This is a genomic window from Paenibacillus sp. ICGEB2008, from assembly GCF_000307675.1.
GTDB lineage: Bacteria > Bacillota > Bacilli > Paenibacillales > Paenibacillaceae > Paenibacillus > Paenibacillus polymyxa.
Window position 1 is genome coordinate 31,631 of sequence record NZ_AMQU01000002.1, and the last position, 20,890, is coordinate 52,520.

The window sequence follows — 20,890 nt, forward strand, 5'->3', positions numbered from 1 at the left end:
TAGCTTGAAATTGTTAACCTTAAATGCACATGCTTGGATGGAAGAAAACCAGCACGATAAGCTGAAGCAATTGGCTGCTTTTATTGATGAACAGCAGTTTGATGTCATTGCTTTGCAGGAAGTGAATCAGTCCATGAAAGAGACTCCTTTGTCAGCGGACGATTTGGGCGCGTACTATAGTGCAGATCCTGAAGTTGTCATTAAACGTGATAACTATGCTTATGTACTGAATGGGCTATTGTCCGATGCCTATCACTGGACGTGGGCTCCTGCGCATGTGGGTTTTGCCAAATATGACGAGGGTTTGGCGATTCTGTCCAAAGCACCGATTACAGCTACGGTGAACGAATATGTTTCCTCGGTACAGGACTATGACAACTACCGCTCGCGTAAAATTGTGGGCATTCAGACTGTGGTGGACGGAGTGCAGGCCTGGTTTGTCAGTGGGCATTATAACTGGTGGAATGATGAGGAATCCTTCCGCGGACTATGGGATCGTACAATCGAAGTGCTCGCTCCTTTAGCTCCGGCTCCTATGTTTGTGATGGGGGATTTCAACAACGCGGCTGAAGTGCGCGGAGAAGGATATGACTATGTGTTGCAATCCGGTTGGTCGGACACCTATTCGAATGCAGCTGTACGTGATGCAGGACACACGGTTATCAAGGCTATTGCTGGCTGGGAAAGTAATGCGGAGCCGCTCCGTATTGACTACATCTTTTCCAATAAGGCCGCACATGTTCAATCTTCAACGGTCGTACTGAACGGGAAAACAGGACCCGTTGTATCCGATCATTTCGGCGTTGCAGTCGAGTTGGAACTGTGATGAACACAAAGGAGGCCAGTTGCTTATGCGATTGGCCTTTTTTTTACGGAGTTCGATTTTAATCGAATGACATATTGAATAACAATCGCAATCAATACTAATATCATATTGTAATAAAAGGGGGTACTGAGGCTAAAACGTTCCATGAGTGCACCTGCGATGATCGGAGACGCAATGGCCCCCAATTCGGATAAAGATACGACATTGCCGATAAATGAGCTTCTATTGTCTTCAGGAATAACATCTCCTAGCTGCGAGTAAAAGGAATCCAGATAGCTGGCTCCTCCTATACCTCCGATGAACATCCCTAAGTATACGATCCACGGTTCTGTGAACCACAGAAATAGGATGATTTCCATCATGATCAACAATAGACCGATGATACATAGCAGCAAGCGATCCTTGAGTATATCAGATATTTTGCCAATAAAGGGTGCTGATACAAAGGTTGATATGCCGATGATTGTAAAGGCTAAGCTGATTTCTGCTGGACTCCAATGGAGCTTGTAGGTCGCATATACTGAGAAGTATGTTAAAAATATAGCAAATGCACTCATTTCAAGAAAATGAACGGTGGAATAAAGCAACAACTGTTTCGTTAATTTGATTCTTCTCTGCGATTTTTGAAAGGGGGGATGCTGTGGCTGTGGCTTTAAGAGAGAATTAGCGAAAGTCATTCTTGAAACGGCAACGAAGGATATACAGGCAAAAAAAGCAACGAAATAGAATGGAAAGGATAAAGAAAAATAAAAAACGATAACTCCACTTATAAGAGGGCCTAAAATCATACCAGCACCTTCACTGCTGCTGATATATCCATTGAGCGTGCCTCGATTCTCTGCGGTGCTCATATGGTTGATCGTGACTCTGACGAAGACGGTTAGCCCTATAGCCACCAAGCCTTGAAGAAGTCTAAGTATAGATAAAACAATGAAGCTTCCTGCAACCGGGAACAGAAGCATACAAACAATTTCGGCGATGAGTAAGCTCAACCCCAAGCGTTTTGCACCGATCTTTTCATATATTTGTCCTGCCATGCCTCCACCAAGAAATCTTCCCACATAAAACAAAGAAAATAAAATGCTCATGCCAAGTGTTGATATCCCGAATTGCTCTACATAAATAGCAAAGAGTGGAAGGATCATGCTTCCACTCATGTTAGCAATAAGGCTGATCACGATCATACAGGCAATATTACGATTTAAATATAAGTTTCTTACCATATCCTAGAAGCCTCTCTTTGAGCTTGCATTATGGGAACCGTTTTTCCGATGACTCCTGATTATGCATGAACGGCTTCCATTCGCTAGCGGGTTCCTTCATAGGATACGCAGGCGTACTCTACGCTGTGCCTAAATCCCAATGCCATTTTGGAGTTGTGACACGTATGGCAAGGGTAGGTGTGCCTTTATGCAGGAAAGCCGCCTCCTGGTGGTGGCCAAGCTCCATAAATACGGCGCAGCAGTACAATTTCACCCAAATGATAGGAATTGTGGGAAGCGATATTTCGCAGCAATCCCGCTTTTGTTTCACCTGGGAAATGAGCCAGTGATTCATCCAGTTGCGCGGTTTCGGCAATTTGCACTGCCCGATCTACGCCTTGTAAAAATTCATTAATGACAGCCTGCCATGCCTCTTCGCTTTGCGGTCCAGTTTCTTCGGGCCAGCTTTCCATGACATTGCCCGGAAGCTGGGGCTTCCGTCCTTCCAAATGCTCCAACATAAATTGCTGCCAGTAAATCATATGTTTCAGTAGTTGATAAATGCTGTAGGGCATTTCTGCGTTTTTCTTCCCTGCTAGCTCGACGTTAATATCTGGCAAAGCCCGAGCCACGCGAATATGTCCACGTTCCCCGACCAGTGATTTAACCAGCGCTTGACCGAATAATTGGTTGGCATCCGACATGTAGGATCATCCCTTCTATGAGAGCTTGTTTCTAGCTTAGTCTTATTTTACGATTATACAATTATATTTTCCAAAATGTAAATGAATACGTGGTTTAAAATAAAGGGCAGAAATCATTTTAATAAAGTAGTTGATAATTGTTCTCAATTAAATTACAATAGTATTGTTTCAACGGAAACAATAAACGACATTTATATGTGTTGTTTAGTATATACGGAAACGTTAAGGGGAGCTTTCTGTATATATATATTGTTTCTGTTGAAACAATATGTGGTGGGAATAAAGTTTTTAGATAGGGGTGTGAACATGGATTACGAAGTGATTGTTGTAGGCGGCGGACCCGTTGGGATGTGGTTGGCTGCTGAGTTGGCATTGGCGAGGGTAAGCGTATGTGTAATTGAACGTTTGGAGGAGCCTATTCGCCAGTCGCGTGCGCTTACGCTACATCCACGGACACTTGAGATGTTTGATATGCGTGGATTGAAGGAGCGGTTTATGAAGCACGGCAGACCTATACGTACAGGTCACTTTGCCATGCTGGATACCCGCTTGGATTTTTCTGTGCTTGATAGTTCCTCCAATTATACATTGTTTATCCCACAGGTGATTACAGAGCAGTTGATTGAGGAGCATGCGCTCAAGCTGGGAGTTGTCGTCCATCGTGGCATGGAAGTGGTATCTGTACGGGAGCAGGAGCAGGGCGTAGAAGTGGTGAGTGTACGCGCGTCTGGACCACAAGCCAATGTATCGGTGATGACTGCTGCCTATGTCGTAGGAGCGGATGGGGCCGGGAGCATCGTGCGGAAACAAGCGGGGATTGCTTTTCCGGGCACGGATACTACTCTGACTGCTGTATTAGCGGATGTAGAGTTAGCCAATCCGCCTGAAAATGGCGTACATTCCGAATATAGTAAACGAGGCGGGGTGATGATTGCCCCCGTGTCTCCAGGTATTTATCGGGTTATTTTGACTACACTTCGATTGATGGATGTCCCGAAAGACGCACCTGTAACGCTGGAAGAAGTGCGCACAGAGCTGTACGATCTGCTTGGTACGGATCTTGGCGTATCCAATCCTCGCTGGTTATCTCGATTTGGGAATGCAACGCGGCAGGCGCAGACCTATCGTAAAGGGAGAATCCTGCTAGCAGGTGATGCTGCGCATATCCACTTCCCGGCAGGTGGGCAGGGAATGAATGTTGGCTTGCAAGAGGCTGCGAATCTGGGATGGAAGCTAGCAGGAGTGATTCGTGGCTGGGCTCCAGACACGCTGCTGAATAGCTATCATGACGAACGCTATCCGGTTAATACGCAGTTTTTACGGAATACCGAGGTTCAGACCCGCTTAATGGATTTTACGCCTGCTGTCTTGGCGCACCGCCAATTACATGAGGAATGGTTCCGCCATCCGGAAATTAATCGGTCTATGGCAGAGCAGATTAGTGCACTGGATGTATGTTATCCAGGGGCTGGCAATATACCGCAGCATCCGCTGAACGGGAAACGGTTTGCTGATTTTGAATTGCGGTTGCCTAACGGAGTGACATCGTATGCTTACGATCTTCTTCATGAAGGCCGATTTGTGCTTCTCCATCTTGCACAGGATACTAAGGTATCGAATGAGTTTCGCCATATCTCACTTTCACATATTTCATATGTGGAGGCCGTAGCTGAAGAATTGCCCGTTGGATGGAGAGATGTGCATACGGTTCTCATCCGTCCGGATGGGTATATCGCTTGGGCTGTTTCTGTGAAACAAACGGATATATTGAGTGTTATTAAGGATGCATTGTCACGTTAATATAAAGGAAAAAGGTATGATCATGACCATATTGTTTCCTGTGAAACAAATGTGGGCTATAATGAAAGGAGGAGTATGCCAAAGGAGTGACTACTTGTTCGTATGGAGAAGGCGACATCGGTTCAGCATGTCTATGATTTGCTTATTAAGATGAATCACCAGCTGGAGCAGCATCAGCAGAGAGAGGGCATGATCTTTCTCGAGGAAATCCGCGAGCACTTTGACGGAATGACTTCGCTCAATATGACGGATGTGCACGTTATGGATTGTATTGGGAGGCATGAGCCGATCAATGTTACAACCTTAGCGGAACGAATGGAGCTGAGCAAGGGGACCGTTTCGAAAGTTAGCACCAAGCTGCTCAAGGAAGGCTGGATTCGCAGAACCCAGCTGAACGACAACAAAAAAGAGATTTATTTTCGGCTAACCCCGTTGGGGAAAAAGCTCTTTCTTGTACATGATCGGCTGCATGCTAAGGCACAGCATCAGTTATTTCAATTTTTAGATCGTTACAGCTCGGAAGAACTAAATGTCTTGAAGCGTCTGCTGTCCGATGGCGTAGGTTTCTTGGAAGCTATGGAGTAGCAGAAGATGAGTCTCAATTCAAAGGACATTTAAATCATCGACAATGTGCACCTGTTTATTCTTCATGTGATAGCCACATGGAGAGATGCGGGTGCTTTTCTTTTAATGCAATAGCCGTTTTGCTTCCATATAGAGCACCTGCACGAACTTTTTCGTATTAATGCGGGCTTGAGATAGTGAAGGCTCCACATTGTTTTGCAGTTCCAACATTTTTTTTGCGGATTTCTGTAAAATCAAAAAAATTTGGATGCATAATTTTCAAACTTAGGATGGGTATAGTCGGTCAACCCGAGCGATACAATATGGCTTAATGTCTGGAAAATAGCGCGGCGGACACGCTGCTCCGATGCCTTGATTTCCTTGCTTAGCTCTATTGCTGAAGCTGAGTCTCCTAATCGTTTCAACGCTATATTAGCAAATATATCCTTTAGCGAGGGAAACAGATAGGGGGATAGATTGCCTGTTTCCTCCTCATATTGGTCCAAGTATTCCAACATATCCAGTAAATCTACACTTCCGGCTTCGCCAATCATCCCCATTTCGGAGAGCAGAAACTGTCCCGAACTTACAATGTTTCGAGTCGGTTCCAGTGTAGATGATGGGCTATTCGATGTGAACATCGACAGTCCTTGCAATGTGCGCTGAATATCTGTAATCGACTGCTGCATGCGCAGGCGTTCGGTTACTTTTTGGATAACTGCAATAATTTCCAGTCGGTTTAAGGGCTTGGCAATATAATATTCAATACCGAGTGAGTACGCCTCACCGATCATGTTTTTGGATTCAATCCGAGAAATCATAATGATTTTTCCGCTAAATTGATCACCGAGTGCACGCACGGTCTGAATGCCGTCACGAAGCGGCATCAGCAGGTCAATCAGCAATACATCAATTCGGTTCAGCTCCAGCAGGCCGCTATTCACGTAGGAACCATCCTCCGCTTCCCCAACAACCTCTCCTAAACCCTCGTCTTCAATAATGTCTGCCAGCATCGAACGAATCCCCTGATCGTCATCTACAATATAAAAACGCATCCGGGCTATCTTCCTTTCTCCGTCAGTTTCCGTAAAGGTAATATGATTCTAAAAGTGGTCTGTAATTTATCTGTATGCTCATCTTCATTCTGTAGTAGTTCAAGCGTTCCATCAAGACTCTCCGCGACTTCACGCACATAAAATAAACCCATGCCGGTCGAAGGCTGTCCTCCCTCATCATACTTGGTCGTGTATCCCGGTGTGAAGATCATTTCCCGTTTGCGCTGAGGAATACCTGGACCGTTATCGGTGACACTAAAGGATATTATATCCTCTTGTCCTGGTAGAAAATGAATGGAGACGTCAATCCTTCCACTGTCTTTCATCGCTTCTACTGAATTGGAGGTCAGATTGTTAATCAGAGTGAGAACTGTATAAACATGCAGTTTGGGCAACAAAGGATCGAAATTCAGCGTGAAACGGATAGACTTGCCTAGCGATTGAGCGTATTTGCTGTTTGTTCGGACGATCAGCTCGCCAAGTTCCTGTGAGGTCATATAATGCACGTCGCTTTCCGAATCAATGAGCTTGGACAAACCGGCAAAAATCCGCTGGCTGTCTTTTTTAATCTCATGGACTTGTCCGGAAATACGAAGTGCCTGTCTGGCGTAATGTTCTCTATCTTTCAGAGATTCATCCTGCTGCAGCTCGCGGTATAGCTCATAGCTTTCACGGGTGATTTGCTCTGCATGTGACAAAGTTTTGCCTAACTGGACTGACTCCTCATACAAGTCCGATACCAGGAGTAAAATTCGCTCCGTTTGCTGTCTTTGTGCCTCTTCATGCTGAACAGATTGATTTAATCGAATCATATTATAGAACCCAAGCACAAAGAAGCTGCGGATCATGGCCATAAAAGCCACTTTGCTGATCTTAACGATGTCCCAGAAATCACCGTCAATGCTTCGCCGGACACTAAGCTCTGCCACACTTGCGGCAACCTCAATTCCCACAGAGAGGATGCCCACACGCAGTGCGCGGTAAGGCTCAGCATTAATGTTAAGAACCTGAAAGAGCAGGCCATAAACCATATAATAAAAAAAGGTAGGTCCATGCAAGGTCATTAATTCTTCAAAGGAAGAGCCGGGATGAAGGTAATGATTGAGTGAAATACGAAATGCAACTACTGCTATCCCTGCAAACACTCCCGATAATGCAGGTGGAATATGACGTATAGATAACAGAAAAGAAAAAAAATACGGGCGTACCAAAGCTGAGACGAAATGTATTATCGAACGGGTGAATATTCAACTCACCTGCTAGGGGTACAAAGATAAGCATCAGCAGGAAAAGAAGGGTATTTAGCTTCATCCATATTCACCTCCGGGTATTTGTTTCAGAAAGTCAATGTAAGATAAATTCACAGGCTTAGCATTAATACTTGTGAATTTATAGAAAAAAACAAATACATGTGTAGATAACTGTCGGTTTTTATAGTTCGGATTGTAGTATAAATAACATCATCTGAATATTAAGAGCTGCATACTGCAAAAATATACAAACCAGCCAGGGGGGACATGAAGTGAAAAAGATTAATTTAACAATGCAAATCTTTATCGGTCTGGCTTTAGGTATTATTGTTGGTGCCTTATTTTACGGCAATTCAGGGGTGGAAGTCTACTTAAAGCCGATCGGTGATATTTTCATCCGCTTAATCAAGATGATTGTCGTACCTATTGTAATCTCAACGCTCATTATTGGTGTAGCCGGCGTCGGAGATATGAAGAAACTGGGGAAACTCGGCGGGAAGTCGATTCTGTACTTCGAAATTGTAACGACCATTGCGATCCTGTTTGGTCTGCTTGTTGCCAATCTGGTTCGTCCCGGTGAGGGCGTGGACATGTCCCACCTGGCCAAGAGCGATATCCATTCCTATGTGGAGACTGCGGAAAAGTCAGGCCATAACTTTATAGATACGATTGTGCACATCGTACCTACCAATGTTATTCAAGCCCTGGGCGAAGGAGATATGCTGGCTATTATATTCTTCTCTGTATTGTTCGGACTAGGAGTGGCAGCGATTGGTAACAAGGGCAAGCCTGTGCTGAATTTCTTTGAAGGTGTAGCCGACGCCATGTTCTGGGTAACCAATCAGGTCATGCGCCTCGCTCCGTTCGGTGTATTTGCACTGATTGGCACGACAGTGGCCAAGTTTGGATTAGCCTCGTTATGGCCGTTATTGAAGCTTGTACTGTCAGTGTATGGCTCCATGTTACTGTTTATTGTGGTTGTCTTTGGAATTATCGCCAAGCTTTGCGGTACCCGTCTCTGGACGATGGTTAAAATTTTGAAAAGTGAGCTGTTGCTTGCATATTCGACGGCCAGCTCGGAAAGTGTTCTGCCTAAGATCATGGAGAAGATGGAGAAATTCGGGTGTCCGAAAGGAATCACATCCTTTGTCATTCCGATCGGATATTCTTTTAATCTGGACGGCTCCACGCTGTATCAAGCACTGGCTGCAATTTTCATTGCCCAAATGTATGGCATTGATATGCCGATCACGACCCAAATCACGCTGGTACTCGTGCTGATCATTTCCTCCAAAGGGATTGCAGGCGTGCCGGGCGCTTCCTTTGTCGTGTTGCTCGCTACGCTGGGAGCAGTGAATCTCCCGCTGGAAGGTCTGGCCTTTATCGCTGGTATTGATCGTATTCTGGATATGGCGCGTACGGTAGTCAATGTTTTAGGAAACTCGCTTGCGGCTGTAGTCATGTCCAAATGGGAAGGACAATATGATAAAGAAAAAGGCGAGGAATACGTTGCTTCAATTAAATAAGATACATTGAACCGAATAGTGGATACCAAGAGCACCTTTGCGAAGTAATGCAGAGGTGTTCTTTTTGTTTCCAGACTTGTTAACATACTTCCTTTTTCGACATTTTTCGATGTTTTTTGTATGGATATATAGGTATATGGACACGAAAAATAAGTCTTAATACCTATACGATTATAGATTTATTTATAATGATTCTTAATAAAATTCCGATATTAAATTATACCGTTTTATATAACTGGCTTAGAAGGGAAGATCATATATGTTTCTCAAGAAAAATGAGTCTCAATCACTTGCTCCTTTAGTAGAAGAAAGCCGCAAACTCTCACAAAGAATACAGCAAAAGGATTATTCTGCTGCAATACAGGTTTCCTCAGCATCTCCTGAAATTCAAGAAATCGCAAACAATGTCAACCAAGCGATAGAGTCCATGAAAAATGATGCTCAACATGTTGATATCCGTTTGAAGCTTGTTACCAAGGCGATAGAGATTGGCTTATGGGACATGGAGGTCATTGCGGGTGATCCCGTCAATCCAAGTAATACGTTCACATGGTCCGAAGAATTCCGTTCTATGCTGGGATATCAGAGCGAAAAGGAATTCCCCAATGTATTGGACAGCTGGTCATCTCAACTACACCCCGAAGACTATGACAGATCTTTGGCAGAATTGTCTGATCATTTACTGGATACTACGGGGAAAACCCCTTATGACGTACAGTATCGTTTGAGGCTGAAGCATGGAGAATATCGCTGGTTCCGGGCTACCGGAACGACGATCCGTGACCAGCAGGGAGTGCCGCTTCGTATTGCGGGCGCTCTGTTGGATGTGCACGATCAGAAGATTAAGTCCGAGGAGCTTCAGGCGCTAGTTACCAGATTTGATCTCATCAATCGTGTTTTGGTGGAGGCACCCTATGACGTCATTTTGGTGGATGGAGACATTGAGCACCCGGATAATATATTTTGGTGGTCCCAGCAATTCCGCAACACCTTGGGCTTTACAGACGAGAAGGACTTTCCAAGTGTATTAAGCAGCTGGAGTTCGCGTATACATCCTGATGATGCCGAACATGCAGTTAAGGCTGTAGTCGATCATTTAAATGACTATTCAGATCGTACGCCATATGATATGGTATGTCGCCTACAAAGTAAAAATGGAGAATATCGCTGGTATCAAAACAGTGGAAGAAGCATACGCGATAGCAAAGGAGTGCCTATTCGCATTGCCGGAACCATCCGTGATATCACAGTGGAAAAGGAAAAGCAGGCTGTTGCAGACGAGCTTACGCTCAAAATTCAGCATCTCTCCGATTCCATTACAGAAATGGTGAACGGTGTTAACTCGGTTAGTAACCAGGCACAGGAATTGGCTACGGCTCAAGAGCAATCGACAGAGGCAGCGAATCAGGCCAAAGTCAGTGCAGAAGAGACGCAAAACATTTCGAACTTCATTAAAGAGATTGCGAATCAAACGAATCTATTGGGTCTGAATGCTGCAATCGAGGCATCGCGTGCAGGCGAGCAGGGACGGGGGTTTGCAGTAGTTGCAGATGAAGTCAGAAAACTTGCCATCCATAGTGCGGATGCGACCGGGAATATCGAGACCAGTCTGGACGAAATGAAAACACTCATCGAGCGAATTCTGCACAACATCGGGAATATGTCTACGCTGACACAAACACAAGCCGCGCTAACACAGCAAGTCAATGCATCTACGGACGAGATCAACAGTATGTCCAAAGCTTTGTTGGATTTTGCGAGAACGATGTAAGGCTTTAGACTTCATGTAAATAGTAGACCGGGCCATAGGCTCGGTCTCTTTACTGCTTTTGGTAGATGAACTATACTTTTGAGGATCAATCTAAGATGACCTCAGAGTAATTTCATGTGGAAAAGAGGAAGCGATTTGAGCCTACTTAGTTCAATATTGGTTGGAATTGTAGCGCTGGAGCACGTGTACATTTTAGTATTGGAAATGTTTTTGTGGACGACTCCACGCGCGATGCGTACGTTCGGTACCTCGAAGGAACTGGCAGGAGTGACCAAATCCTTGGCAGCCAATCAGGGGCTGTATAACGGATTTCTGGCTGCTGGATTGGTGTGGGGCTTGATCTATCCCGATCCTGTGATCGGGCAGCAAATCGAATTATTTTTTGTCATTTGCGTAGTAGTGGCTGCAGTGTATGGTGCATTAACGGCTAATAAGTCTATTTTATTAAAGCAAGGTCTGCCTGCCATCTTGGCATTAATCAGTTTGCTGGTCTTCTAAAAGACGCCCTTAACGGGTGTCTTTTTTGCTAATTCGATCACATAATGTCTGCAATGCTAATGACAAGGGGAATAAACAGTTTTTGAACGATTGTAAATCCGACTATTCCGATTTATAATATTTTTCAATACATACTTAAAGAATTTGGAGGCTAGAGCGATGCGTCGTAATTTGACAGGTATATTCGTATTCATCGTATTAATGTTGGTAGTAAGTGCATGCTCCGGCGGAAATTCGGGATCTTCGTCTGCGACGAATGGTAGTGCGTCTGGCACAGATGCAACTACAGCCGATAACGGACAGCCCAAAGATGGTGGCAGCCTGATTATCGGCGTGCAAGCCGATCCGGTGGTGCTGAATCCGAACTATGCGGGTGACCGGGTAAGTCTGACGATAGATCAAGCGATATTTGCACCTTTGTTCCAAGTGAACAATGGCAAGAAGACGTTTTATTTGGCAGATAGCCTGACTCCTTCGACAGACAAGTTGACCTATACACTAAAACTGAAAAAGGATCTGACTTGGCATGATGGCGAGAAGCTGACAGCTGACGATGTCGTTTTCACGATTAACAAAATTTTAGATGAGAAGCAGCACAGCTTCTTGAGAAGTAATTTTATGGTCAACGGCAAGCCGGTACAGGCGAGCAAGGTTGATGATACGACGGTGGACTTCAAGCTTCCTCAGCCAGCCCCAGCTTTTGAGGCGGCCCTGGTACAGGTATCCCCGATTCCGAAGCACATTTTTGAGAATGAAGCGGATATTGAGAAAAGCACGAAAAACAACACTCCGGTTGGATCAGGTCCTTTCAAATTTAAAGAGTACAAAACTGGCGAGTACGTTACACTTGAACGGTTCGATAACTATTTTGGCGGCAAGCCGCATCTGGATTCTGTGACATATCGAATTGTTAAAGATTCGAATGCTGCTAATTTAGCCCTGCAAAATGGTGAAATCAATGTAAACTATCTCGACCCACAAAACGTAGACACCATTAAAGCGACAGATAAGTTTGACATTTTCCCTTACAGCGAAGGCCGCTTGGCTTACCTGATGTTTAATGAAAACAGTGATACAAAGCAGTTGAACAAAAAAGAAGTACGTCAGGCGCTTTCTTATGCACTGAATCAGGATGAATTGATCCAGGTATCGTATGGCTCCAAAGATTATGCAGATACTGCAAAGTCCGCTTTGACACAGGATGTACTGTATCACACGAATGATGTTGCATTTTTCAATAATGATGTGAACAAGGCGAAGGAGCTGCTGAAATCGGCCGGCGCTGAAGGGCTGAAGCTGCGCATTATCATTCCGGGCGGCAACAAGGTTCAGGAAGCACAGGCGCTGTATATCCAGCAGAAGTTCAAGGATATTGGCGTTCAGCTGGATGTGAACAGTATGGATTCCTCAGCGTGGTCGCAAAAATTCGTTGATACGAATGCCAAGGATTTCGATCTGGCGATCAGCGGCTATATCATGGGGTATGACCCTGATGCGTATCGTATTTTGTATAGCACGGGATCGTCCTCCAACTATTCGCATTATTCTAATAAAGAAGTAGATAAGTTGTTGGAAGAGGGCGCGGGTGAGTCGGATACGACTAAACGTGGAGAAATTTATAAAAAGGTACAAGAAATTTTGGCTGATGATGCGGTTATCTACCCAATTGCATACACCAAAACGATTGTGGCCTTCGACAAGCAGTATGGCGGTATTGATCAGGCTGTGTTGAAGCCGGTCGTGATTTTCGAGGATTTGTCCAAAATTTATCACAAATAAGACAGGGTTTTCAAAAAATAAGCTGGGGTAACCAGCTTATTTTTTTCGAAAACAGCAAGGGGAAGGAAAACGTATGAGACAACTCATCGCCAGAAGGTTGCTGCAAGTTATACCGATGCTATTTTTTGTGTCCATCGTCTGCTTCGGCTTGATCAAGCTGGCTCCAGGTGATCCGGTTCTCTCTTTTGTTACACCGAATATGCATCTGGAAGATATTGAAAGAATGAGGCATAGCTTGGGGCTGGACCAGCCCGCTTATGTACAGTACATATTATGGCTTAAAAAAAGCCTGACAGGAGATCTAGGTTATTCGCTAATTAATCATCAGCCTGTACTGGATCAGATTCTCGACCGTCTCCCGGCGACAGCGGGGTTAATGGGCGCCTCCATCATACTCGCTGTGTTGATTGCAATTCCACTTGGTTTGATTGCTGCGGCCAATCGGAATCGCTGGATCGACAAGCTCATTAATTTAATGTCGTACATCGGTATTTCAGTCCCATTGTTTTGGCTTGGCATTTTGCTTATTTATCTGTTTGCAATTTATTTGCATTGGCTTCCAAGTACAGGGATGCGTACGATCGGAACGGATTCGGTGCTGGATGTGATCAAGCATGGCATTTTGCCATGTTTTGTACTGGCCTTTGGCTTTCTATCTGTCTATGTGAGGTACATCCGTTCCAGCACGATTACGCAGCTTAAGGAAGAGTACGTGCAGATTCAATACGCGTTCGGGTCTGGACAACGACTGGTTTTGTTTCGACACGTGCTCAAGCATGTGCTGCTGCCCATCATTACGCTGCTTGGTATGTCGGTTGCGGACCTGGTGGCGGGAGCCATTGTGACGGAGACGGTATTTTCCTGGCCGGGCATTGGCTCGCTGGGTATGACGGCTGTAAAAGGAATGGATTATCCCGTCATTATGGGGATTACTTTATTTTCCGCTTTGCTGCTGATCCTGGGCAATCTGCTGGCAGATATCTTGTACAGCATGGCGGACCCGAGAATTAAATCAACGAGGTGAAAACATGAATCGGAGCAAATGGCGCAACATCGGGATCGAGCTGATGACGAGCAAAATGGGCGCCGTCGCCCTCATACTATTGATCGTATTCTCGCTGGGAGCGATTTTCGCATTTTTATCACCGCAGGACCCGAATAAGCTGAACGTACTGGAGCGCCTCCAACCACCCGGAGGCGCACACTGGTTTGGAACGGACGATTACGGTCGGGACTATTTTACAAGAGCGCTGTATGGCGGTCGTGTATCATTGCTGGTTGGCTTTGCGTCTATGATTATTGCGACCAGTATTGGTGCAGTGGTAGGCATTGTGAGCGGCTATTTTGGCGGGTGGATTGACAACCTGCTTATGCGGATTTTGGAGCTAATCATGTCGATTCCGTCTTTTCTGGTTATATTGCTGCTTAGTGTGTTTTTGAAGCCAGGCGTTGGCAATATCATTGTCATTATCGCCCTGCTCATGTGGATGAATATCGCCCGGGTGGTGCGGGCAGAGACGATGACGCTGCGCGAACGGGAGTATGTACTATACGCTAAGGCTTCAGGACAAAGTACATTTGGCATTATCCTGAAGCACATCGTTCCCAATCTGATTCCAGTCATTATCGTAGGAGCGACGAACAATATCGCTTCAGCCATTATGATGGAATCATCACTGAGCTTTCTCGGCTTTGGTGTTCAACTGCCGAACGCTACGTGGGGCAGTATGCTGAATAATGCCCAAGGTTATATTGCACAGGCACCATATATGGCATTGTTTCCGGGACTGCTTATTTTACTGACCGTGTTGAGCTTTAATGTACTGGGAGATGTACTGCGTGTAGGCTTTGAGCCCAAATTAGTAAAACGGTGATTTACAGCATAGATCCATTAACAATGGCTCCAGGAGCGACAGGAAGGGGCGAAAACACAATGACAGAACATCTGCTGTCCGTCGAACAGCTGGAGGTCTCGTTTTTCACTCGTGAGGGGGAGAATCAGGCCGTTCGAGGGGTTAGCTTTCATATTGATGCTGGAGAAACGGTAGGAATTGTAGGAGAATCCGGTAGCGGCAAAAGCGTTACGGCGAAAGCGATCATGTCGATGATTGCCCCGCCCGGCAAGCGGCTGAACGGCGATATCCGTTACCGTGGAGAAAGTTTGACCGCGCTGACAGAAAAACAATGGCGTAAAATACGCGGTAACCAAATCGCAATGGTGTTTCAGGACCCGATGACCTCGCTGAATCCGGTCAAAAAAGTAGGCTATCACCTGGTCGAGGTGATTCGCAGGCATCGAGGATTGAGCAAGGAAGCAGCTACGCAGGCAGCTGTGGAGCTACTGCGACAGGTAGGTATTACTGAACCGGAGCGTCGAATGAATCAATACCCGCATCAATTCAGCGGAGGGATGCGTCAGCGGGTGATGATCGCAATGGCGCTCTCGTGCAGTCCGGAACTGCTGATTGCAGATGAGCCGACTACAGCGCTGGATGTGACGATTCAGGCGCAAATCTTGGAGCTGCTCAAGACGCTCAAGCAGCAATCCGATATGGCGATTGCCCTGATCACCCATGATCTGGGCGTCGTCGCCCAGGTGTGCAGCCGTGTCATCGTAATGTACGGAGGCATGGTGATGGAGGAGGGGCGTGTGGACGATATCTTCTATCGTCCTGGGCATCCATATACGCAGGGTCTGCTGCGCTCTGTACCCCAGCGTACGAACGGCTTCCGTGAGCGGCTGGTGCCGATTGAGGGCACGCCCCCCGATCTGCTGAACTCGCCATCAGGCTGTCCGTTCATGGAACGGTGCCCGCACGCGTTTGCCCGCTGTGCGGAGCGGCCGCCGATGGTGGAGCTGCGCCCTGAGCAGCGAGCAGCCTGCTGGCTGAACGAGCCGGACGCTGTGCCTGCCGGAGTCTACGAGACGTCCGAAGCGGATCGTGCAGAGGAGGGGAATGACGGTGAATGAAGCGTTGAGAGAGGCCAACCATGTGGCGGGTGAGGATCAGCCCTTGGTGGAGGTACACCAGCTTAAGAAGCATTTTGTGACCGCAAAGGATTTGTTAGGGCGCAGCTCCGAGGTGCTCAAGGCGGTTGACGGCGTAAGCTTCCACATCAAGCGCGGCGAGACGTTCGGATTGGTTGGTGAGTCCGGTAGTGGCAAATCGACAGTTGGACGCTGCCTGACACGGTTATACGATTATACGGAAGGTACGGTACGCTTTGACGGTCAGGATATTTCCAAGCTGAATGACAAGCAGCTCAAGCCGCTACGTCGGCGTATTCAGAGCATTTTTCAGGACCCATATTCCTCGCTTAATCCGGGTATGAACGTGCTTGACCTGATTGGTGAGCCGATGGATATTCACAGATTGCATCAGGGCAGTGAGCGTAAGGATGCCGTAGTGGCTTTACTGGAGAAGGTAGGGCTGAAGCGAGAGCACCTGTACCGCTATTCGCACGAGTTTAGCGGCGGTCAACGCCAGCGGATTTCCATCGCTCGTGCCTTATCCGTGAATCCCGAGTTCATCGTCTGTGATGAACCGATTTCGGCCCTGGATGTGTCCATCCAGGCGCAGGTCATTAACACGCTGGAGGATCTCCAGCAGGAGTTCGGACTGACGTATCTGTTCATCGCTCACGACTTGTCGATGGTGCGGCATATTTCGGATCGAATCGGCGTGATGTATCATGGACGGTTGGTGGAGGTAGCCGACGCAGATGAACTGTATGAGCAGCCCGCTCACCCCTACACGCAGGCGCTGCTCTCCTCCATCCCTGTGCCTGATCCGAGAGCGGTCGGCGAGCGGCAGAATAGCTTGGCTCAACCCGACGGTTCATGGGTATGGGACAAGGATAGCAACGATGCTGGCGAGCTGAAAGAAATTAGTCCCGGACATTATGTGGCGTACCCGGTTAGCCGTTAGGTTAAGATTGGTTGTACGTGTACATAACCTATAGGAGGTAAAAAACGATGACTGAATCAACGAATAGAGTACGTATTTCCCAGTGGGACGCGCTCATGCTGGAATCTTTACGTTCATTAGGCTGGTCCCCTGAGGAACTCATCCGTCGGGTGCAGCAAAATGAGCTGCCAACGGACGGACAATTTGATTATGCGGAGCTTGCCACCGGGCTGGCGGCCAATGAACCGGAGGTGTTTGTCAGCGCGGTAACAGACGGGTATCAGATCAAGTACAATACGATCCGTGGCATTCGTACGTGGATTGCCGTGGCGCTTGGAGGTGAGCCAGAGCTGTCTCTGGAGGAAGGAAGCGAAGCTGTCACATCCGAACTGACGCAGGCCGAATATGATCGGCTGGAGCAGGTGCTGTCGTTAGGTTGGGTCATTCAGGAGGTACGGCCCGCAACTGGCGATACTGCAGGATTGTACCGCATTGTGCCTGCTGCACAGATTAAAAGTTGACTTTGTAGAGCTCGTTCTGCAAAAGCAACAGATGTGGAAGGTTGCGGTATAAATGTTACTATAAGACATAATCTTTCTGGATAATACTTTATTTCGTTTTTTTATTATGAATAAATATATATAAGGGGATTTCACCTAAATATATGCGAAATTTACATCAAGACAAAAAAATCTATTTTATATAATGGTGAAGTGTTCGGGAATTCAAAACCCCTGTGAAATATGGAGCAAAAAACTCGTTCGTGACTAATGTAGTTTATTTAAACGTAGTAGGTAGGATTCTTCTAACTGGCTATTATACCACCTAAGAGATAAGAGAGGGCGTAAAGACGAATAATCTGACTATGCAGGAAGCGCATGATCTCATATTTGCTATATGAGGAACTAATAATTGTCTAAATATTTTGCTATAGGCTAAGCCAGTATGTTTAAAATTTTTTTACCAAATTCCGAAACATTTACTGGGGAAAATAGGCGATATAATTAGGTTGATGTGAGAGTGTCTAGGCCGATTAGGTGCACCGGTTTAGGCACTCTCGCGCTTACCTATCTGCGGACAGAAGACCCCGATTTAGAAGGTGTGTGGATTGAAGCACTACGTTATTCATAATGTCTATGCGCAATAATTTAGAAAGACATAGCCTTTTTTTGGTTTATTTTTGTTCGCCTGGGATATCAATGAAGAAATTTGTTGGATCAACTAGTTTTTGTCCCTGGGTTATTTCCTTCCCATTATTGTCAATGACACTGTAACTGATTTCTCCAATGGCGGACATAAAGTTAAAATGGGCTACTCGATTTTGAATCGTAGGTCTCAGACCATCTTGTTCTAATAACTTATATGGCAAAAAAGATAGACCATTGCTTTCTTTTTTTGTTGAGTCAAAGCGTGCCGTCCATATTAATTCAACATGATCGTTGCTAGCTTTATAGAAAGAGATTACATCCATTTCCTGAATGAAAAACGAATCTGATTTACCTTCAGGAAAATAATAGTCTGTGTTTAGATTTTCGTACCCTTTGGGGGTAAATTCTTTTAAATTGCTAATTTTAGGGAGTTTGATTACTGCTCCTCTGGATACATTAAGCTTATCAGATGTATATTTCTTTTTTATTTCATTGCTTGCCTTTGCTACATATGCCGTTTGAGATTTTTGATTCCAGGAGACATACGCACCGGATGAATCGGCTATAAATCGCAGAGGCACCATAACTCGTCCGTTTCTTAAAGTTGGAGCAACAGGCAATGTAATTTTTTTTGAACCAATGGTTATATTTTTTTGTCCAACTTTCAAAATTGTTTTTTTACCACTACGATCTATTATCACTGTTTTAGTAGTATTATTCCATGTAATGGATACCTCGGGTAAACTTTGAACAGCATTTAACGGGACCATCGTAGTGCCGTGAGATTGATAAACATCATCAGAGGGGATATTCAAATTATTTACGATAATATGTACCGAAGAAGCCCATACTGCTCCCGCACTTAAAGTAAGACTCAAAACAGAAATACATGCAATTTTTGAGATGAAATTCATTCTTTTTACCTCCAAAAATGTATTTGTTGTTATAGATGGATAAAAAAGATAAATGTTGCCTCCATTTAATGATTATAACATAAAATGGATTATATGAATCAAATTCCGTGACTCTTCTTACTGTTGTAGATCCTTGTTTTAGTATCTGACAGGCTTACTTTATTCCTGATTTTCCCTTAAACCAGTGCAGTTCCGGAAATCTTGCTTCACACTCTAATTTATTAATATAAGATTGTAACATCACTTTGTTATCAGATTCTTCCGCAAAAGAGGGCTGGAAGAGGTTAGGACTGCATTCCATAGAAATTTCACGTTTGTGATCACGTCTTTCCCAATACCATATTCGCTAAGCAATTCTATAAAGTTAGCGTCTATACTGTTCAATAACTTCTAACGAAATTTACCGCCCTTATGTTCATACGTGTACATAGGGGAGGGAGTTATCAATTTAGTTAACAACCGTTAAATAGAATGAACATCCCTTCTTCTTCGCCTCTACTTCCATAGCACAATGATGGAACGCAGCGGAATCATGGTACTGCCCTGTGCATGCATACATGATGATTAGCGTAGCGGTTCATGATGTGTGCTTGCCATCTTTGATTCCGCCCACGGCTCTTACGCTCCCTGGGCTGCGTGAAATGAACGACAGGAACGTAAAGCGTTTTGGCCGGGGTGTTCTCGCCCGGCCTAAGCGTCTCTAATTATCGGCGTGAATAACGGACCAGCGGTGCGTACTGACTCTTAAGCGGGCGTTTAGAGTCACTAGCATGAGCCAGCTTCCCTGCTCGCTCCCTTACTTGCCGATCAGCGAGCCTATTTGCTATAGATACCCCGGCCGGTTAAAACCAGCCTTTAGGGTTTCAAACGGCTCATAAAAAAAGGGGTGTTCCTGGATTGATCCAGAAACACCCCTTTATCGTGACAAATTACCTTCTTTTGAGAAGTATGTTTATTTTATGAAAATTCTAAACGGATAATGTATAATAATTGTAAATGGAGTGAGAGGAGAGAACTATGCTGACGAAGCTGAAGAATCCCATTTTTCTTATTTTGATGATTTTCTTGGCTACCTTCACGGTGCGAATTGTATATAATAATCCGCCCGACTATATTTATGATTGGTTGATGGGTGCATACGCCGTTCGTTTGATTGGTCGAACGATGTACGAAAAGTATCAGAACAGTCATAGAACCAGTATTATAACCGACACGATTGTAGAACTGATTATGCTTATGATCTCACTCGGAATTATCCTATTTTTATTTATGTCACAAGAAACATGGTGGCATAAGTCGCTTTTTCTCATAGCAGAATCATATTTCCTCATTCACATCGGCATAAATTCTAAAGAAATCATAAAAAAAGGGTGGAATTGATCCACCCTCTCTTTTTGTGTGTTACTTCTTAGGCTACATCATAGGAAACTGTCGTATAGTAAGTGTAGTATCCCATTGTCGGGCCTTCATGCCATTCCATCCAAATTGTTGACACTACTTTGAATCTGTTGAACTGTCTAGGATTGTCGATAAGATTTTGCAGCAGGCCTACAAAATCCTGTCTTTCAGTATAGGTACTGATATCACGAAGAAGGGCTGCACCAGCTACAACTGTAGTAATAGCCCCAATCCATGCATAGACCACAGGCGGAAGTTTTGCCTGAATAGCTTTAGCACACATTTTAATTCCAAATGAACCGATTGCCCATCCTAATGAAGAAGCCGATTTTCCAGTATATTGTTCGACCATTTCCTTTAATTGATCTTTTGAAAGATATTGTGTGTGTTGAGAATGAACTTGTGCCATATTTAGCTACCTCCAAATTTTTTTTAGACGAGAATTGATGGAGTCGCTGACATCTAAATGGCTCCACATTTATTTGATATCAGTCTTCAATTCCCTTTCACTTATGTAGGTGATTTAAGGCTGTAAATTACAACCAAA

General features: G+C 45.1%; 18 protein-coding genes and 1 pseudogene. 13 read left to right on the forward strand and 6 right to left on the reverse strand.

Going from position 1 to position 20,890, the window contains the following annotated elements:
* Positions 1–4: 4 nt before the first annotated feature.
* Complete coding sequence (locus C400_RS0100700) at positions 5–826, forward strand: endonuclease/exonuclease/phosphatase family protein (protein ID WP_017425637.1); 822 nt, start codon at positions 5–7, stop codon at positions 824–826.
* A gap of 23 nt (positions 827–849) precedes the next feature.
* On the opposite strand, the gene C400_RS0100705 is transcribed toward C400_RS0100700, so the two are convergent.
* Positions 850–2,049, reverse strand: a complete 1,200-nt coding sequence (locus tag C400_RS0100705; protein ID WP_017425638.1) for an MFS transporter — start codon at positions 2,047–2,049, stop codon at positions 850–852.
* A 185-nt stretch (positions 2,050–2,234) separates the two neighbouring features.
* Positions 2,235–2,732, reverse strand: coding sequence for a DinB family protein (locus C400_RS0100710; RefSeq protein WP_016820181.1), 498 nt, complete (start codon positions 2,730–2,732; stop codon positions 2,235–2,237).
* Positions 2,733–3,038: 306 nt separating this feature from the next.
* On the opposite strand from C400_RS0100710, the gene C400_RS0100715 reads away from it, so the two are divergent.
* Together C400_RS0100715 and C400_RS0100720 are read left to right on the forward strand one after the other, a co-directional pair.
* Entirely contained in the window at positions 3,039–4,532 is a 1,494-nt protein-coding gene (locus C400_RS0100715) for a monooxygenase (RefSeq protein ID WP_017425639.1), read from the forward strand.
* A gap of 102 nt (positions 4,533–4,634) precedes the next feature.
* Positions 4,635–5,117 carry a MarR family transcriptional regulator gene (locus tag C400_RS0100720; RefSeq protein ID WP_017425640.1) on the forward strand — a complete coding sequence of 161 codons (483 nt, stop codon included), beginning with the start codon at positions 4,635–4,637 and terminating at the stop codon, positions 5,115–5,117.
* Between the two features lie 102 nt (positions 5,118–5,219).
* Here C400_RS0100720 and C400_RS0100725 read toward each other — a convergent pair.
* Both C400_RS0100725 and C400_RS0100730 read right to left on the reverse strand, forming a co-directional pair.
* Positions 5,220–6,151 (reverse strand): annotated as a pseudogene (locus C400_RS0100725) (response regulator).
* 5 nt (positions 6,152–6,156) lie between these two features.
* Complete coding sequence (locus C400_RS0100730) at positions 6,157–7,362, reverse strand: sensor histidine kinase (RefSeq protein WP_232795291.1); 1,206 nt, start codon at positions 7,360–7,362, stop codon at positions 6,157–6,159.
* Between the two features lie 311 nt (positions 7,363–7,673).
* Between C400_RS0100730 and C400_RS0100735 the strand changes: the two genes are divergently transcribed.
* The 9 genes from C400_RS0100735 to C400_RS0100775 all read left to right on the forward strand — a co-directional run bounded on the left by C400_RS0100735 (position 7,674) and on the right by C400_RS0100775 (position 17,404).
* A complete protein-coding gene (locus C400_RS0100735) occupies positions 7,674–8,927 on the forward strand; it encodes a cation:dicarboxylate symporter family transporter (RefSeq protein ID WP_017425643.1) in 1,254 nt (417 codons plus the stop codon).
* 259 nt (positions 8,928–9,186) lie between these two features.
* Entirely contained in the window at positions 9,187–10,698 is a 1,512-nt protein-coding gene (locus C400_RS28370) for a methyl-accepting chemotaxis protein (RefSeq protein WP_017425644.1), read from the forward strand.
* A gap of 135 nt (positions 10,699–10,833) precedes the next feature.
* A complete protein-coding gene (locus C400_RS0100745; RefSeq protein ID WP_026065336.1) occupies positions 10,834–11,196 on the forward strand; it encodes a DUF1304 domain-containing protein in 363 nt (120 codons plus the stop codon).
* A gap of 159 nt (positions 11,197–11,355) precedes the next feature.
* Entirely contained in the window at positions 11,356–12,975 is a 1,620-nt protein-coding gene (locus tag C400_RS0100750; protein ID WP_017425646.1) for an ABC transporter substrate-binding protein, read from the forward strand.
* Positions 12,976–13,048: 73 nt separating this feature from the next.
* Entirely contained in the window at positions 13,049–13,999 is a 951-nt protein-coding gene (locus C400_RS0100755; RefSeq protein WP_016820190.1) for an ABC transporter permease, read from the forward strand.
* Positions 14,000–14,003: 4 nt separating this feature from the next.
* A complete protein-coding gene (locus C400_RS0100760; protein WP_016820191.1) occupies positions 14,004–14,849 on the forward strand; it encodes an ABC transporter permease in 846 nt (281 codons plus the stop codon).
* Positions 14,850–14,908: 59 nt separating this feature from the next.
* A complete protein-coding gene (locus C400_RS0100765) occupies positions 14,909–15,946 on the forward strand; it encodes an ABC transporter ATP-binding protein (protein ID WP_017425647.1) in 1,038 nt (345 codons plus the stop codon).
* Positions 15,933–16,904 carry an ABC transporter ATP-binding protein gene (locus C400_RS0100770; protein WP_172494045.1) on the forward strand — a complete coding sequence of 324 codons (972 nt, stop codon included), beginning with the start codon at positions 15,933–15,935 and terminating at the stop codon, positions 16,902–16,904. Before C400_RS0100765 ends, C400_RS0100770 begins: the two co-directional genes overlap by 14 nt.
* 47 nt (positions 16,905–16,951) lie before the next feature.
* Complete coding sequence (locus C400_RS0100775; protein WP_017425649.1) at positions 16,952–17,404, forward strand: hypothetical protein; 453 nt, start codon at positions 16,952–16,954, stop codon at positions 17,402–17,404.
* 653 nt (positions 17,405–18,057) lie between these two features.
* On the opposite strand, the gene C400_RS0100780 is transcribed toward C400_RS0100775, so the two are convergent.
* On the reverse strand, positions 18,058–18,945 hold the full coding sequence (locus C400_RS0100780) for a copper amine oxidase N-terminal domain-containing protein (protein ID WP_017425650.1): 888 nt from the start codon (positions 18,943–18,945) through the stop codon (positions 18,058–18,060).
* A gap of 1,017 nt (positions 18,946–19,962) precedes the next feature.
* Here C400_RS0100780 and C400_RS0100785 point away from each other — a divergent pair.
* Positions 19,963–20,325 (forward strand): hypothetical protein, encoded by a 363-nt coding sequence (locus C400_RS0100785; RefSeq protein ID WP_017425651.1) that lies wholly within the window; start codon positions 19,963–19,965, stop codon positions 20,323–20,325.
* A 28-nt stretch (positions 20,326–20,353) separates the two neighbouring features.
* Here the strand turns inward: C400_RS0100785 and C400_RS0100790 are convergent, their stop codons facing one another.
* Positions 20,354–20,752, reverse strand: coding sequence for a hypothetical protein (locus tag C400_RS0100790; RefSeq protein ID WP_017425652.1), 399 nt, complete (start codon positions 20,750–20,752; stop codon positions 20,354–20,356).
* Between the last annotated feature and the right edge of the window lie 138 nt (positions 20,753–20,890).